The organism is Catellatospora sp. TT07R-123 (assembly GCF_018327705.1).
In the GTDB taxonomy this organism is placed as follows: Bacteria; Actinomycetota; Actinomycetes; order Mycobacteriales; family Micromonosporaceae; genus Catellatospora.
The window spans coordinates 3,390,732-3,406,240 of the sequence record NZ_BNEM01000002.1 but is presented as its reverse complement, the minus strand read 5'-3'; the positions used below and the strand labels follow the sequence as shown (position 1 = coordinate 3,406,240).

Below are 15,509 nucleotides of genomic sequence, written 5' to 3'. Positions count from 1 at the left end.
CCAAACCGGCACCACCGTGCCGGACGGTACCGAGCATCAGGAGGCGGGCCATGACCGAGCACGACGGGAACGCGCCATGAGCGCCGTCGAGGCAGCACTGCTCGCGGCGATCGTCGTGCTCGCCCTGCTGGTCGCCGCGACGCTGGTGCTCGGTGCCCGCCTGATGCGCCGGCTGACCGGGCCGACCGCCCCGACCGGCCTGCCGCTGAGCGTGGTCGTGGACGACCCGGAGGCGGTGGCCGAGCGCGAGCGGCAGCGCCAGACCCTGGTCGAGCTCCAGAACTCCGTCTCCGACGCGCAGGTCGCGCTGGAGGGCGAGCGCCGTTCGGTCGCGTCGGCCCGCGCCGAGGCCACCGCCGTACGGGCCGAGAACGCCGCGGCCAAGGCCGAGGTCGCGACGGCCCGCGCCGAGGCGCAGCGGGTGCTCGACGGCGCCCACGCCGAGGCCGACACCGTGCTGCAGCGCGCGCACCGCCAGGCCGAGGAGGACGCCGAGCAGGTCCGCAGCACCGCCCGCCGGACCGGTGAGCGCGAGATCGCGATGCTGACCTCGACCGCCAAGGATCAGTCGGCCGAGGCCGAGCGCCGGTTGCAGCGCCTCGACGAGCGTGAGCGGATGCACGCGGCCGAGGCCGAGCGGCTGGCCGAGCGGGAGCGGCAGAACGTGGAGGAGGCCGACCGGCTGGCCGAGCGCGACCGCCGCATCGCCGCCGCCGAGACCGAGCTGGCCAAGTGGGACCTGGCGTTGCAGTCCAAGGAGCAGGAGCTGGCGCAGGGGCAGGAGCAGCGCCGCCGCGAGCTGGAGCGGGTCGCCGGGCTGACCGCCGACGCGGCCAAGGTCGAGCTGGTCGAGACGATCGAGAACCAGGCCAAGCGGGAGGCCGCGCTGCTGGTGCGCGACATCGAGGCCGACGCCCGCGCCACCGGTGAGCAGCGCGCCCGGCACATCGTGGTCGACGCGATCCAGCGGGTGGCCAGCGAGCAGACCGCCGAGAGCGTGGTCAGCGTGCTGCACCTGCCCAGCGACGAGATGAAGGGCCGCATCATCGGCCGCGAGGGCCGCAACATCCGCGCCTTCGAGACCGTCACCGGCGTCAACCTGATCATCGACGACACCCCGGAGGCGGTGCTGCTGTCCTGCTTCGACCCGGTGCGGCGCGAGGTCGGGCGGCTCACGCTGGAGAAGCTGGTGCTCGACGGGCGCATCCACCCGCACCGCATCGAAGAGGTCTACGACGTGGCCCGCTTCGAGGTGGAGCGCATGTGCCAGCGCGCGGCGGAGGACGCGCTGGTCGAGGTCGGGATCACCGACATCCACCCGGAGCTGGTCACGCTGCTGGGGCGGCTGCGCTACCGGACGTCGTACGGGCAGAACGTGCTCAAGCATCTGGTCGAGACCGCGCACATCGCCGGGATCATGGCCGCCGAGCTGAAGCTGGACCCCGAACTGATCAAGCGGTCGGCGTTCCTGCACGACATCGGCAAGGCGCTCACCCACGAGGTGGAGGGCTCGCACGCGTTGATCGGCGCGGACGTGGCCCGCCGGTTCGGGGAGAGCGAGGAGGTCGTGCACGCGATCGAGGCGCACCACAACGAGGTGCCGCCGCAGACGATCGAGGCCGTGCTGACCCAGGCGTCGGACGCCTGCTCGGGCGGCCGCCCGGGAGCGCGGCGCGAGTCGCTGGAGGCGTACGTCAAGCGGCTGGAGCGGATCGAGGAGATCGCCGGGGCCAAGTCGGGCGTCGACAAGGTCTTCGCGATGCAGGCCGGCCGCGAGATCCGGGTGATGGTGCGCCCGGAGGAGGTCGACGAGATCGGTGCCGCCGTGCTGGCGCGGGACGTGGCCAAGCAGATCGAGGAGGAGCTGACCTACCCGGGTCAGATCCGGATCACGGTCGTCCGCGAGTCGCGTACCACCGAGATCGCCCGCTAGGTCCGAGCTCTCAGGCGCCGCCCGGCCAGGTCGGGCGGCGCCGTCGTGGGTCAGGCGCCGCCCGTGGCGGCCGGGCCGGCGGTGCCGGGGCGGACGGCGGCCGTGGCCACGCCGCGGCGGTTCGCCCGGCGCTCCAGCAGGTGCGCGATCAGCGTGAGCGTGCCGTTGATCAGGATGTAGATGGCGGCCAGCACGAGGAACACCGGCACCGGGTTGTTGTAGTTGGCGTAGATCTTGCTGCCTTCCAGCATCAGCTCCGAGTACGCCACGATGTAGCCCAGCGCGGTGTCCTTGAGCACGACCACGAGCTGGCTGACGATCACGGGCAGCATGCTGCGGGCGGCCTGCGGGATCAGGATCAGCCGCATCACCTGGCTCTTGACCAGCCCGAGGCTGTACGCGGCCTCGGACTGCCCGCCGGGCACGGCGCGGATGCCCGCGCGGAACGCCTCGGCCAGCACCGAGCCGTTGTAGAGCGTGAGCCCGATGACGACGGCCCAGAAGGCGGGCACGGCGGTGCCGAAGACGTAGTAACCGCCGTACACCAAAAAGAAGATCATGAGCAGCAGCGGGACGGCCCGGAAGAACTCGACCACCATGCCCGCCGGCACCCGCACCCAGGCGTGCTCGGAAAGCCGGGCCACGCTGAAGAGCAGGCCGAACGCCAGCGCCAGCACCATCGCCGTGGCGGCGGCGCTGAGCGTGCCGACCAGGCCGGGCACGATGTAGTCGGCCCACACGTTGACCGGCGGGCCGCCGGGGGTGGGCATCTCCTGGAAGAACGGCTGCCACTTCTTCCAGTCCCACTGGCCCTTGGCGTCGAGGGCCCGGTAGATCCAGTAGGCGCCGGCCAGGAGCAGGGCGGCGACGACGACGCTGAGCACCCGGTTGCGCAGCCGGGCGCGCGGGCCGGGGTGGTCGTAGAGGACGCTCGCGTTCATCGGATCTCCAGGTCTTCGGCGCGGCGGGTCACCGGCGCACCACCAGGCGGTTGGCCAGGGCACTGAAGCCGTACCCGACGGGGACCAGCAGGACCACGAAGGCGAGCGCGAAGACCGCGAAGATCTCCACGGCGGCGTCGCCGTTGTCGTTGATCAGCTGTTTCATCTGCGACGACGCCTCGGCGACGCCGATGACCCCGGCGATGGTGGCGTTCTTGGTCAGCGCGATGAGGATGCTGCCCAGCGGCGCCACCACCGAGCGCACCGCCTGCGGCAGGATGATCAGCCGCAGGTTCTGCGCGAAGGTGAGCCCGAGCGCGCGGGCCGCCTCGGCCTGCCCGATCGGCACGGTGTTGATGCCCGACCGGATCGCCTCACACACGAACGCCGCCGTGTACGCCGAGAGCCCGACCACCGCCAGCCAGTAGTTGTTGATGTCGATGTCGTCGGAGAACTTCACTCCCATCGCGCTGTACAGCCCGAAGAAGCAGAACGTGATGATCAGCGTCAGCGGGGTGTTGCGGAACAGGTGCACCCATCCCGCGCCCAGCGCGCGCAGCACCGGCACGGGGGAGACCCGGCAGGCGGCCAGCAGCAGTCCCAGCAGCAGCGACAGCAGGGCCGACGCCGCGGTCAGCTTCAGGATCATCGCGAAGCCGTCCAGGAAGGCCTGCCGGTTCAGCGGATCGGAGAAGACGTCCATCAGTTCCCTCGAATTGCCCGGTCTTCGGGTCCGGTGAGGCGGGCAGCCGGACTTCCCGCCTCACCGGGGATGGTCACGCGGGGCAGTTGGTCAGCTTGCTGGTGTCCAGCGTCGGCGCGGGCGTGCCGCTCTTGCCGAGCGTGGCGTTCCACGCGGCCGCGTACGAGCCGTCGGCCACGGCGGCCTTCAGGATCTCATTGATCTTGGTGCAGCCCGCCTTGTCCTCCAGCTTCACGCCGATGCCGTACGGCTCCGACGAGAACGGCTTGCCGAGCACCTTGAGCTTGCCCGCGAAGGCGTCCTGCGCGGCGTAGCCGGCCAGGATGATGTCGTCGGTGGTCACCGCGTCGACGGTGCCGTCGGACAGCGCCTGCACGCACTTGGAGTAGTTGTCGAACAGCTGGAGCTGCGCCTTCGGGTACTTCTCCGCGATGCGCTTGGCCGGGGTCGACCCGGTCACGGAGCAGACCTTCTTGCCGTCGAGCTGGTCCGGCCCGGTGATGGTCGAGTCGGCCTTCACCAGCAGGTCCTGGCCGGCGGTGTAGTACGGCCCGGCGAAGTTGACCTTCTTCTTGCGGTCGTCGTTGATGGTGTACGTCGCCACGACGACGTCGACCGTGCCCTGCTGCAGGAACGGCTCGCGGTTGGCGGACACGGTGGTGACGTACTGGTTCTTGGCCGGGTCGCCGCCGAGGCCCTTGGCGATGATCTTCGCGATCTCGATGTCGAAGCCCTCGTAGTTCGTGCCGACCTGAAGGCCGAGGCCCGGCTGGTCGGCCTTCACGCCGAACTTCAGCTGGCCGGCGGCCGCCTTCGACGTCAGCGGCGTGCCGCCGGCCGGAGTGGCCGGTTCGTCCTTGCCGCAGGCGGCGGTGCCGAATGCGAGCACCGCGACTGCGGCGATCGCCGCCATACGCGTGAAACGCATTGAATCGTCCCTCCTCGTCCAACGCCCCTCGCCACGGTGAGCGACGCCGGGCGTTTCCTGCCGTCGCCGGTCCGGCGACGGAGTCTGTCCAGACCCGTAGAGCGCCGCGGTCAGTGCTGGAGCACCTTCGACAGGAAATCCCGGGCCCGTTCGCTGCGGGGATTGGCGAAGAACTCCGCGGGCGGCGCCTGCTCGACGAGCTGGCCGTCGGCCATGAACGCCACCCGGTGGGCGGCGTGGCGGGCGAAGCCCATCTCGTGGGTGACGACGATCATCGTCATGCCGTCGCGAGCCAGCGCGGTCATCACGTCGAGCACCTCGCCGACCATCTCCGGGTCCAGTGCGCTGGTGGGCTCGTCGAACAGCATCGCCTTGGGCTGCATGGCCAGGGCGCGCGCGATCGCGGCGCGCTGCTGCTGGCCGCCGGACAGCTGCACCGGCAGCTTGCCCGCCTGGTCGGCGATGCCGACCCGGTCGAGCAGTTGCAGCGCGCGGTCGCGGGCGGCGGTGCGCGACTCGCTGCGGACCTTCACCGGCCCCAGCATCACGTTGTCGAGCACGCTCATGTGCGCGAACAGGTTGAACGACTGGAACACCATGCCGACCTCGCTGCGCAGGCGCGCCAGTGCGCGGCCCTCGGCGGGCAGGTCGCGGCCGTCGAAGCGGATGCTGCCGGAGTTGATCGTCTCCAGCCGGTTGATGGTGCGGCACAGGGTGGACTTGCCCGAACCCGAGGGGCCGATCACCACGACGACCTCGCCCCGCTCGACCGTGAGGCTCACGTCGCGCAGCACGTGCAGTTCTCCGAACCACTTGTTCACGGAGTCCAGCACGATCAGCGGTTCGTCGGACATGCCACCGTCCTTTCGGTGTCGGTACATCGTCTGACTAGTGAGACTAGAGGGACGGAAGTGAAAGTGGAGGCCCACTCGGGTCACATCCGGGTAACTTCCCTCGATTCCACCGTCGCATGCCTGACCGGATACCCTTTTCCGTTGAGATGACTACGCTGCCTGACACCCAGACCGCCGCCGCCGGCACCGCCGCAGCCGGCGAGGCCCAGCCGGTCCGCACCTACGAGGTGCGCACCTACGGCTGCCAGATGAACGTGCACGACTCCGAGCGCATCTCGGGGCTGCTCGACGGCGCCGGCTACGTGCGGCTCGACCCGGCGGCCGAGCCCGGCCGGGTGCCGGACGTGGTCGTCTTCAACACCTGCGCCGTGCGCGAGAACGCCGACAACCGCCTCTACGGCAACCTCGGCCACCTGCGCCCGGTCAAGGACAAGAACCCCGGCATGCAGATCGCCGTCGGCGGCTGCCTGGCGCAGAAGGACCAGGGCGAGATCGTCAAGAAGGCGCCCTGGGTCGACGTGGTGTTCGGCACCCACAACATCGGCTCGCTGCCGGTGCTGCTGGAGCGGGCCCGCCACAACGAGTCCGCCCAGGTGGAGCTGCTGGAGTCGCTGGAGGTCTTCCCCTCCACGCTGCCGACCCGGCGCGAGTCGACGTACTCGGGCTGGGTGTCGATCTCCGTCGGGTGCAACAACACCTGCACCTTCTGCATCGTGCCCAGCCTGCGCGGCAAGGAGAAGGACCGCCGTCCCGGCGAGATCCTGGCCGAGGTCGAGGCGCTGGTCGCGGCGGGCGTGCTGGAGGTGACCCTGCTCGGCCAGAACGTCAACACGTACGGGGTCGAGTTCGGGGACCGGCTCGCCTTCGGCAAGCTGCTGCGCGCCTGCGGGACGCTCCAGGACAGAGGGCTGGAGCGGGTCCGCTTCACCAGCCCGCACCCCGCCGCGTTCACCGACGACGTGATCGAGGCGATGGCGCAGACCCCGAACGTGTGCCACCAGCTGCACATGCCGCTCCAGTCGGGGTCCGACGCCGTCCTGCGGGCGATGAAGCGGTCCTACCGGTCCGACCGGTACCTGTCGATCATCGAGAACGTGCGCGCGGCCATGCCGGACGCGGCGATCACCACCGACATCATCGTGGGCTTCCCCGGCGAGACCGACGCCGACTTCGAGGAGACGCTGCGGGTGGTGCGCGAGTCGCGCTTCTCGTCGGCGTTCACGTTCCAGTACTCCAAGCGCCCCGGCACGCCCGCGGCGACGATGGAGGGCCAGGTGCCCAAGCAGGTGGTGCAGGAGCGCTACGAGCGCCTCGTCGCCACGCTGGAGGAGATCACCTGGTCGGAGAACAAGAGGCAGGTCGGGCGCGAGCTGGAGGTCCTTGTCGCCGTCGGCGAGGGCCGCAAGGACGAGGCCACCGGGCGTATGTCCGGACGCGCGCGCGACGGCCGCCTGGTGCACTTCGCGGTCACGCCCGAGCAGGCCGCCGCCGTGCGGCCAGGCGACGTGGTGCACACCGAGGTCAGCTACGCGGCGCCGCACCACCTCAACGCGGACGGCCCGCTGGTGTCGCACCGCCGGACCCGGGCCGGCGATGCGTACGAGGCGGGCCGCGCGGTCCGTACCCCCGGCGTGCTGCTCGGCCTGCCCACCATCGGCAAGCCCCCCACCCAGCCGACCCCGTCCTCCGACACCGCCTGCTCCACCTGCTGACCCGCTCCGAGAGGGGACACGCGGCGGTGAGCTGCGGGGATGTTCGGTAAACGGGCATAGCGCGCCTTACCGGGTATTGTGGCGAAATCACGTAATCTGGCGTGGTTTCTCCTCAATCTCCCCGGGAGACCGCAATGCGTACAGGTGTATGGCTGGTCGGCGGGCGGGGGTCGGTGGCCGTCACCAGCATCGTCGGGGCGGCCGGGCTGCGAGCGGGTCTCGCCGGGCCGACCGGGTGCGTCACCGAGCTGCCGCAGCTGTGCAGCCCCGCGCTGCCCGCCCTGTCCGACCTCGTCTTCGGCGGCCACGACCAGGTGTCGACGCCGCTGCTCAAGCGGGCTGACGAACTGGCCGCGGCCGGGGTGCTGCCCGCCCGCCTGGTCGGAGCGCTCCAGCCCGACCTGGCCGCGATCGAGTCCGAGCTGCGCCCGGCGCCGCGCGGGGACACCCAGGCCGTCGTCGCCGCCCGCGCGGCCGCCGACCTCACCGACTTCCGGCACCGGCACGGCCTGGACCGGGTGGTCGTGGTCAACGTGTCGGCCACCGAGCCCGCCGCGACTCCGCATCCCGCCCACGCGGACGCCGACGCGCTGGTCGCGGCGCTGGACGGCGACGGCGAGGTGCTGCCGCCGAGCTCGCTGTACGCGTACGCGGCGTTCGCCGCCGGGTGCTCGTACGTGGACTTCACGCCGTCGACCGGGGCGCGGCTGCCCGCGCTGCACGAGCTGGCGCTGCGGGCCGGGGTCCCCTACGGCGGGCACGACGGCAAGACGGGGGAGACCCTGGTCAAGTCGGTGCTCGCGCCGATGTTCGCCCAGCGCAACCTGCACGTGCGGTCCTGGTCGGGCACCAACCTGCTCGGCGGCGGGGACGGGGCCAACCTGGCCCGGCCCGACGCCAACGCGGCCAAGGCCGCCAGCAAGCAGCGGGTGCTGGCCGAGACGCTCGGCTACCAGCCCGAGGGCCACACCCGGATCGAGTACGTCGCCGACCTCGGCGACTTCAAGGCAGCCTGGGACCTGGTCACCTTCCAGGGCTTCCTCGGCACGCCGATGCGGCTGGAGTTCACCTGGCACGGCTGCGACTCGGCGCTGGCCGCACCGCTGGTGCTGGACCTGGCCCGGCTCACCGCCGCCGCGCACGCGGCCAGGCGCAGCGGGCCGCTGCCGGAGCTCGCCTTCTTCTTCAAGGACCCGATCGGCGAGGTCGGCCACGACCTCAGCGGCCAGTTCGAGGCCCTGCGCGCGTTCGTCGCGGGGCTGGCGTGAGCTGGTCGGACCTCGGGTCGCGGCGGCCGGTCCGGTCCGGTGCGCCGCGCTCGGGGCGGGCGACGCTGGGCGACCTGGCCGAGCTGGTCCGGGCGCCCGCCGCCCTGTCGGTGCCGGGTGACGTGCTGGTCGGGGCGGCCACCTCGGGCACGCTCGGGCGGCGTACGCCGGGGCTGGCGGCGGCGTCGGTGTGCCTGTACCTGGCCGGGATGGCCGCCAACGACTGGGCCGACCGGGAGGTCGACGCGGTCGAGCGGCCGCAGCGGCCCATCCCGAGCGGCCGGGTCAGCCCGAACACCGCGCTGGGCCTGGCCGCCGGGCTGACCGCGGCCGGGCTGGGCCTGGCCGCGTGGGCGGGCGGCAGGCGGGCCGTGGCGGTGGCGGCGCCGCTGGCCGGGGCGGTCTGGGTGTACGACCTGGTCGCCAAGAACAGTCCCGCGGGGCCGGCCGCGATGGCCGCCTGCCGGGGCCTGGACGTGCTCCTCGGTGCCTGCGGCGGCTCGGTCCGCCGGGCCCTGCCCGCGGCCGCGACGGTCGCCGCGCACACCTACACGGTGACCGCGCTGTCGCGGCGGGAGATGGCGGGCGCCGACCGCCGGCTGCCGGTGGCGACGCTGGCCGGGACGCTGGCCGTCGCCGCCACCGCAGCCGGCGCGAACCAGGCGAAGGGCTGGCGGGCGCTGCTGCCCGTCGCGCTGGCCGGGCTGTACCTCAACCACTACGGCCGCCCGCAGGTGCGGGCCGCCCGGCGACCGGACGCGCCGCAGGTGCGCGCCGCCGTCGGCTCGGGCATCACCGGCCTGCCCACGTTGCAGGCCGCGCTCACCGCCCGGCACGGCGCGAGTCTCGTCGCGCTGGTGCTGACCGCCGCCGCGCCGCTGGCCCGGCGCCTGGCCCGGAGGATCTCCCCCACATGACCCTGCGTTCCGGCAGTATCCGCTGGGGGTACGGCACCAACGGCTTCGCCGGCCACCGCCTCGCCGACGCCCTCGACGTGATCGCCGGGCTCGGCTACTGCGGAGTGGCGCTGACCCTGGACCACCACCACCTCGACCCGTACGCCCCGGGCCTGGCCCGCCGGGTCGCGGGGACCGCCGCCCGGCTGGGCTCGCTCGGCCTGTCGGTGGTGGTCGAGACCGGGGCCCGCTACCTGCTCGACCCGCGCCGCAAGCACGCGCCGACGCTGCTGGACGACGACCGCGAGGTGCGGCTGGACTTCCTGCGCCGGGCCGTGGCCATCGCCGCCGACCTGGGCGCCGAAGCCGTGTCGTGCTGGTCGGGGGTGCTGCCCGGCCACGTGTCGCGGCGCCAGGGCTGGGACCGGCTGCTCGACGGCTGCGAGCAGGTCGTCAAGGCCGCCCAGGCGGCCGGGGTGCCCGTGGGCTTCGAGCCCGAGCCGGGCATGCTCGTCGGCGACCTGGCGGGCTGGCGGGCGCTGCACCGGGCGCTGGGCGCCCCGGCCGGGTTCGGGCTGACCCTCGACGTCGGCCACTGCCGGGTCGACGAGCCGGACGACGTGGCCGAGTGCGTCCGGCAGGCCGGGCCGCACCTGGTGAACGTACAGATCGAGGACATGCGGCGCGGGGTGCACGAGCACCTGGAGTTCGGGCAGGGCGAGATCGACTTCCCGCCGGTGCTGCGCGCGCTGGCCGAGACGGGCTACCGGGGGCTGGTCGCCGTCGAGCTGCCCCGGCACTCGCACGCCGCGCCCGAGGTCGCCGCGCGCTCGCTGGCGTTCCTGCGGGCCGCCTCCGGGCAGCCGGTCGGCCCGCCCGGCCAGCGCCGCCCGGCCCGCGAGGCCCGCCCGCCCGGCCTGGACGAGCTGCGGGCCGCACTGCTGCACCCCCCGCCCGGCGTACCGGCGGAGGGCGCGTCCTGGCTGCGCGGGGCGCTCACGCGGGCCGCCGCCGAACCGGAGCGGATCGAGGGCTTCTTCGCCGCCGCCGGGCGCCGTTGCGGGCGCGGGCCGCTGGCCGCCGCGCCCGGCTGGACCGCCGACGAGGCGGCCCGAGCGCTGCTGCTGTCGGCGCTGCCCGCCGAGGAGGTCGCCCGCCAGGCGCGGGAGCTGTATCGGCACGGCGACGCCGCCGAGCGCCGGGCGGTGCTGCGGGCGCTGCCGCTGCTGCCCGTCGGCGCCGACGCGGTGGACCTGCTGCACGACGCGATCCGCACCAACGACACGCGGCTGGTGGCGGCGGCGCTGGGGCCGTACGCCCGGCACCTGGACGCCGCCGCGTGGCGGCAGGCGGTGCTCAAGTGCGTGTTCATGGGCATCGCCCTGTCCGCCGTGGACGGCCTGGACCGCCGCGCCGACCGGGAGCTGGCCGCGATGCTGGCCAGCCTGTCGGCCGAGCGGCAGGCGGCCGGGCGGAGCCTGCCCGCCGACGCGGCGCGGCTGCTGGAACGTCTGGAGAAGGGGAACTGATGCGCATCTTCGACCCGCACGTGCACATGACCTCCCGCACCACCGACGACTACGAGCGGATGGCCGCGGCCGGGGTGCGGGCCGTGGTGGAGCCCGCGTTCTGGCTGGGCCAGCCGCGTACCAGCGCGGGCTCGTTCACCGACTACTTCGACGGCCTGATCGGCTGGGAGCCGTTCCGGGCCGGGCAGTTCGGCATCCGGCACTACGCCACGATCGCGCTGAACCCGAAGGAGGCCAACGACCCGCGCTGCCGCGAGGTGCTGGACCTGGTGCCGCGCTACCTGGACAAGGACGGCGTGGTCGCGGTCGGCGAGATCGGGTACGACGCGATGACCCCCGCCGAGGACGAGGCGTTCGCCGCCCAGCTCGCGCTGGCCCTGGAGCACGGCCTGCCCGCGCTGGTGCACACCCCGCACCGGGACAAGGTCACCGGCACCCGGCGCAGCCTGGCCGTGGTCGCCGAGTCCGGCCTCGACCCGGGCGCGGTGGCCGTCGACCACCTGAACGAGGTGACCGTGGGGCTGGTCCGCGACACCGGCTGCTGGCTGGGCTTCTCGATCTACCCGGACACGAAGATGTCGCCGGAGCGGATGGTCGCGATCCTGCGCGAGTACGGCACCGAGCGGATGCTGGTCAACTCCGCCGCCGACTGGGGCCGCTCCGATCCGCTGCTCACCGCGCGGACCGGCGAGGCGATGCGCGCGGCCGGGTTCGGCGAGGACGACGTGGACCGGGTGCTGTGGCGCAACCCGGTCGAGTTCTACGGCCGGTCCGGGCGGCTGGACCTCGACACCGTCGCCGGGCAGGCGACGTACGCGGGCAACTCGATCATGCGCGGGGGTGCCTGATGCGGCTGGCCCATCGCGACGGGCAGACGGTGCACCTGAGCTACTGCACCAACGTGCACCCGGCCGAGGACCTCGACGGCATCGTGGCGCAGCTGGACACGTACGGGCTGGCGGTGCGCAAGAAGCTGGACGCCGACGTGCTCGGGCTGGGGCTGTGGCTGGCCGCGCCGGTCGCCGCCGCGCTGGCCCACGAGCCGGTGCTGCGCCGCCGGCTGCGCGCCGAACTGGACGCGCGCGGGCTGGAGGTGGTGACGCTCAACGGGTTCCCGTACCAGGCGTTCCACGCCGACGTGGTCAAGCACGACGTCTACCACCCGGACTGGACCACCCGGGAGCGGCTCAGTTACACCCTGGACCTGGCCCGGGTGCTGGCCGACCTGCTGCCCGACGACGCGGCGCGCGGCTCGATCTCCACCCTGCCGGTGGCCTGGCGCGAGCCGTGGAACCCGGAGCGGGCCGGGGCGGTGGACCGGGCGCTGGCGGAGCTGGCCGACGGGCTGGCCGAGATCGCCGGGCGTACCGGCCGCACCGTGCAGGTCGGGTTCGAGCCCGAGCCCGGCTGCGTGGTCGAGAACACCTACCAGGCGGCCCGGCTGTGGTCGGGCATGGACGGCGACTGGCTCGGCGTCTGCCTCGACCTGGCCCACCTGGCCTGCGCCTGGGAGGAGCCCGCCGCGGCGCTGGCCCGGCTGGCCCGCGCCGGGCTGCCGGTGGTCAAGGTGCAGGTCTCGGCGGCGCTCGCGGCCGAGGACCCGGTCGCGGCCGCGTCGGTGCTGCGGGGGTACGCCGAGCCGAAGTTCCTGCACCAGACCCGGGGTGCCCGCGGCGAGGCCGCCGACGACCTGCCCGAGGCCCTCGACCACCTGCTGCGCGCCCCGGCCGCCGTGGGCGCGGGCACCGACCGGGGCCTGCCCCGGGCCGGGCGCGGCCACCCGGCCCCGCCGGACGGGAAGGGCTGGCGGGTGCACTTCCACGTGCCGCTGCACACCGAACCCGCGCCGCCGCTGGCCTCGACCCTGCCCGTGCTGCGCACCGCGCTGCGCGAGCTGTACGGCGGCCCGACCATGTCCTGCGACCACGTGGACGTCGAGACGTACACCTGGAGCGTGCTGCCGCCCGGCCAGCGCCCGGACACCCCGGAGCAGCTGGCCGCGGGCATCGCCGCCGAGCTGGCGTTCGCCCGCGACGAGCTGCGCGGGCTGGGCCTGACCGACACCGTCCCGGGCGAGCCCGCCCCGGCCCGCTTCATCGCCGGAGGCGCGCCGTGGGCCCGGTGACGCCGCTGGTGGTGCTGAACACCGTGGGGCTGACCCCGCGCCTGCTGCCGCACATGCCCCGGCTGAGCGCGCTGGCCCGGACCGGGTTCGCCGCCCGGCTGGACCCGGTGCTGCCCGCGGTCACCTGCTCGGTGCAGGCGACGCTGCTCACCGGGGCCCCGCCGTCGGTGCACGGCATCGTCGGCAACGGCTGGTACTTCCGCGACCTCGGCGAGGTGCTGCTGTGGCGGCAGCACCACGCGCTGGTCGGCGGGCAGAAGGTGTGGGACGCCGCGCGCCTGGTCCACCCCGGCTACACGGTCGCCAACGTGTGCTGGTGGTACGCCATGGGCGCCGACGTCGACTGGACCGTCACGCCGAGGCCGGTCTACCGCGCCGACGGCCGCAAGGAGCCCGACTGCTACACCGACCCGCCCTCGCTGCACCGCGAGCTCACCGCCGAGCTGGGCACGTTCCCGCTGTTCCAGTTCTGGGGGCCGGGGGCGGGGATCGCCTCGTCGCGGTGGATCGCCGGGGCGGCCCGGCGGATCATGTCGGCGTACACCCCCGACCTGACCCTGGTCTACCTGCCGCACCTGGACTACGACCTCCAGCGCTTCGGCCCCGACGACCCGCGCGCCGCCGCGGCCGCCGCCGAGCTGGACACCGTCGTCGGCCCGCTGCTGGACGCCGCGGCGCGGCGGGGCGCCACCGTGCTGGCCCTGTCCGAGTACGGCATCACCCCCGCCGCCCGGCCCGTCGACGTCAACCGCGTGCTGCGCGCCGAGGGCCTGCTGCGGGTGCACACCCAGGCGGGCATGGAGTACCTCGACCCGTGGACCTCCCGGGCCTTCGCCGTCGCCGACCACCAGCTCGCCCACATGTACGTCCGCGACCCCGCCGACCTGCCGCTGGTCGGCAAGGTCTGCGCGGCGGTGCCCGGCGTCGGGCAGGTGCTCGACGGGCCGGGCAAGGCGGCGCACGGCCTGGACCATCCGCGCGCCGGGGAACTCGTCCTGGTCGCCGAGCCCGACGCCTGGTTCACGTACTACTACTGGCTCGACGACGCCCGCGCCCCCGACTTCGCCCGGCTCGTGGAGATCCACCGCAAGCCCGGCTACGACCCCGCCGAGCTGCTGTTCGACCCGGCCGGGCCGGGCGCGGCCAAGCGGCGGGCCGGGGTGGCCCTGCTGCGCAAGAAGCTGGGCATGCGGTACCTGATGCAGGTGGTGGGCCTGGACGCCGGGGCGGCGGCGGTGCGCGGCACACACGGGCGGCTGCCCGACGACCCGGCTGACGGACCGCTGCTGATCTGCTCGGACGGCTCGGCGGCCCGGGACGGCTTCGCCGCCACGGAGGTCAAGGACCTGATGCTGCGACTGTCCGGCTTGGCCCCTCTGCCATAAAAGTTAACAGAGCACACGGTTTTGCGGTATCGGGCGGCCGACCGGCTGTGCGGCGCTCCGGCCTGCGATTACGGTCGCCCGATGCCTACGAACCCGACGCCTGTGCATCCGGTCCCCACGAACGAGATCACCGCGGCCGCCGCGGGCAGCTGGCTCCTCGGCGACCGCACCGTCCACCGCATGGGCTTCGGGTCGATGCGCCTGACCGCCCGGCCCGACCGCGAGCGCGCGATCGCCGTGCTGCGGCGCGCCGTCGAGCTGGGCGTCAACCACGTCGACACGGCGGCGTTCTACTTCTCGCCCGGCGGCATCATCACCGGTGAGCCGGGCCCCGTGCGCTACGCGACCGAACTGATCCGCGAGGCGCTGTCGTCGCGCTACGACGAGCTCGTCGTCGCCACGAAGGTCGGGCCGGGCCTCGACGAGCACGGCGAGTGGGCCGAGGCGGTGACGTACGCGCAGCTGCGGGCGCAGGTGGAGGAGAACCTGCGGCGGCTCGGGCGCGACTGCCTGGATCTGGTGAACCTCCGGATCGTGAAACGGCCGGGGCGCGACTCGGTCGCCGAGCGGTTCGGGGCGCTGGCCCGCATGCGCGAGGAGGGGCTGATCCGGCAGCTCGGCCTGTCGAACGTCCGGCTGGACCATCTCGACGAGGCTCAGGCGATCGCACCCGTCGCGTGCGTGCAGAACGCGTACGCGCTGGATCTGAACCGCGCCGACGACGAGCTGGTGGCCGAGTGCGGGCGGCGCGGGGTGGCGTACACCCCCTTCTTCGCCGTCGCGGGCACCGGCCGCGAGTCGGGCGCCGCGGCCGACCACGACGGTGCCCTGGCCGAACTCGCCCGCGCCCACGACGCGACCCCGCACCAGCTCCGCCTGGCCTGGACCCTGCACCAGGGCCCGCACGTGCTCGCCATCCCCGGCACGGGCGACCCCGCCCACCTGGCGGCGAACATCGCCGCCGGCGCCCTGCGCCTGACCCCCGAAACCCTCACCACCCTCACCGCGCTCGGGTAGCGCGGGCGTCGCGTGCAGTCTCGGGGAAACTGCACGAATCTTGGCTCGGATTCCAGCACTTTCCCCGGAACTGCACGCTCGGCGGGGGCCGGAAAGTACTCGTCGGCCCGGACTCACGCTCGGAGGGGGCCGGAAAGTACTCGTCGGCCCGGACTGAGGCATGGTCCGGGCCGACGAGCCTGGCGCGGCCCGGTGGTCACCGGTGGATCGATGCGCTG

13 protein-coding genes are annotated in these 15,509 nt (G+C 73.6%); 9 read left to right on the top strand and 4 right to left on the bottom strand.

Features of this window, described 5'->3' with window-relative positions; translation table 11 throughout:
* Window positions 1-76 precede the first annotated feature (76 nt).
* A complete protein-coding gene (gene rny, locus Cs7R123_RS34930) occupies window positions 77-1,933 on the top strand; it encodes a ribonuclease Y (protein ID WP_212832957.1) in 1,857 nt (618 codons plus the stop codon).
* Between the two features lie 50 nt (window positions 1,934-1,983).
* Here rny and Cs7R123_RS34925 read toward each other — a convergent pair whose 3' ends face one another.
* The 4 genes from Cs7R123_RS34925 to Cs7R123_RS34910 form a co-directional block, all read right to left on the bottom strand.
* Window positions 1,984-2,874: an amino acid ABC transporter permease gene (locus Cs7R123_RS34925; protein ID WP_212832955.1), complete on the bottom strand. Its 891-nt coding sequence runs from the start codon at window positions 2,872-2,874 to the stop codon at window positions 1,984-1,986.
* Between the two features lie 28 nt (window positions 2,875-2,902).
* Window positions 2,903-3,577, bottom strand: coding sequence for an amino acid ABC transporter permease (locus Cs7R123_RS34920; protein WP_212832953.1), 675 nt, complete (start codon window positions 3,575-3,577; stop codon window positions 2,903-2,905).
* Window positions 3,578-3,650: 73 nt separating this feature from the next.
* On the bottom strand, window positions 3,651-4,505 hold the full coding sequence (locus tag Cs7R123_RS34915; RefSeq protein ID WP_212832950.1) for a glutamate ABC transporter substrate-binding protein: 855 nt from the start codon (window positions 4,503-4,505) through the stop codon (window positions 3,651-3,653).
* A 110-nt stretch (window positions 4,506-4,615) separates the two neighbouring features.
* On the bottom strand, window positions 4,616-5,359 hold the full coding sequence (locus tag Cs7R123_RS34910; RefSeq protein WP_212832948.1) for an amino acid ABC transporter ATP-binding protein: 744 nt from the start codon (window positions 5,357-5,359) through the stop codon (window positions 4,616-4,618).
* A gap of 146 nt (window positions 5,360-5,505) precedes the next feature.
* Between Cs7R123_RS34910 and miaB the strand changes: the two genes are divergently transcribed.
* From miaB to Cs7R123_RS34865, 8 genes are all read left to right on the top strand, one after another.
* Entirely contained in the window at window positions 5,506-7,071 is a 1,566-nt protein-coding gene (miaB, locus tag Cs7R123_RS34905) for a tRNA (N6-isopentenyl adenosine(37)-C2)-methylthiotransferase MiaB (protein ID WP_212832946.1), read from the top strand.
* Window positions 7,072-7,205: 134 nt separating this feature from the next.
* Complete coding sequence (locus Cs7R123_RS34900; protein ID WP_212832944.1) at window positions 7,206-8,339, top strand: inositol-3-phosphate synthase; 1,134 nt, start codon at window positions 7,206-7,208, stop codon at window positions 8,337-8,339.
* Between the two features lie 65 nt (window positions 8,340-8,404).
* A complete protein-coding gene (locus Cs7R123_RS34895) occupies window positions 8,405-9,256 on the top strand; it encodes an SCO3242 family prenyltransferase (protein ID WP_212834888.1) in 852 nt (283 codons plus the stop codon).
* Window positions 9,253-10,764, top strand: coding sequence for an EboA domain-containing protein (locus Cs7R123_RS41015; RefSeq protein ID WP_308442904.1), 1,512 nt, complete (start codon window positions 9,253-9,255; stop codon window positions 10,762-10,764). The genes Cs7R123_RS34895 and Cs7R123_RS41015 overlap by 4 nt, the downstream gene beginning before the upstream one ends.
* The gene (locus tag Cs7R123_RS34880; RefSeq protein WP_212832942.1) at window positions 10,764-11,612 is read left to right on the top strand and encodes a TatD family hydrolase; all 849 of its coding nucleotides are present in this window, start codon (window positions 10,764-10,766) and stop codon (window positions 11,610-11,612) included. Before Cs7R123_RS41015 ends, Cs7R123_RS34880 begins: the two co-directional genes overlap by 1 nt.
* Window positions 11,612-12,889, top strand: a complete 1,278-nt coding sequence (gene eboE / locus Cs7R123_RS34875; RefSeq protein ID WP_212832940.1) for a metabolite traffic protein EboE — start codon at window positions 11,612-11,614, stop codon at window positions 12,887-12,889. The genes Cs7R123_RS34880 and eboE overlap by 1 nt, the downstream gene beginning before the upstream one ends.
* The gene (locus tag Cs7R123_RS34870; protein WP_212834884.1) at window positions 12,886-14,274 is read left to right on the top strand and encodes a nucleotide pyrophosphatase/phosphodiesterase family protein; all 1,389 of its coding nucleotides are present in this window, start codon (window positions 12,886-12,888) and stop codon (window positions 14,272-14,274) included. Before eboE ends, Cs7R123_RS34870 begins: the two co-directional genes overlap by 4 nt.
* An 81-nt stretch (window positions 14,275-14,355) precedes the next feature.
* Window positions 14,356-15,291, top strand: a complete 936-nt coding sequence (locus Cs7R123_RS34865; protein ID WP_244872338.1) for an aldo/keto reductase — start codon at window positions 14,356-14,358, stop codon at window positions 15,289-15,291.
* Window positions 15,292-15,509 lie beyond the last annotated feature (218 nt).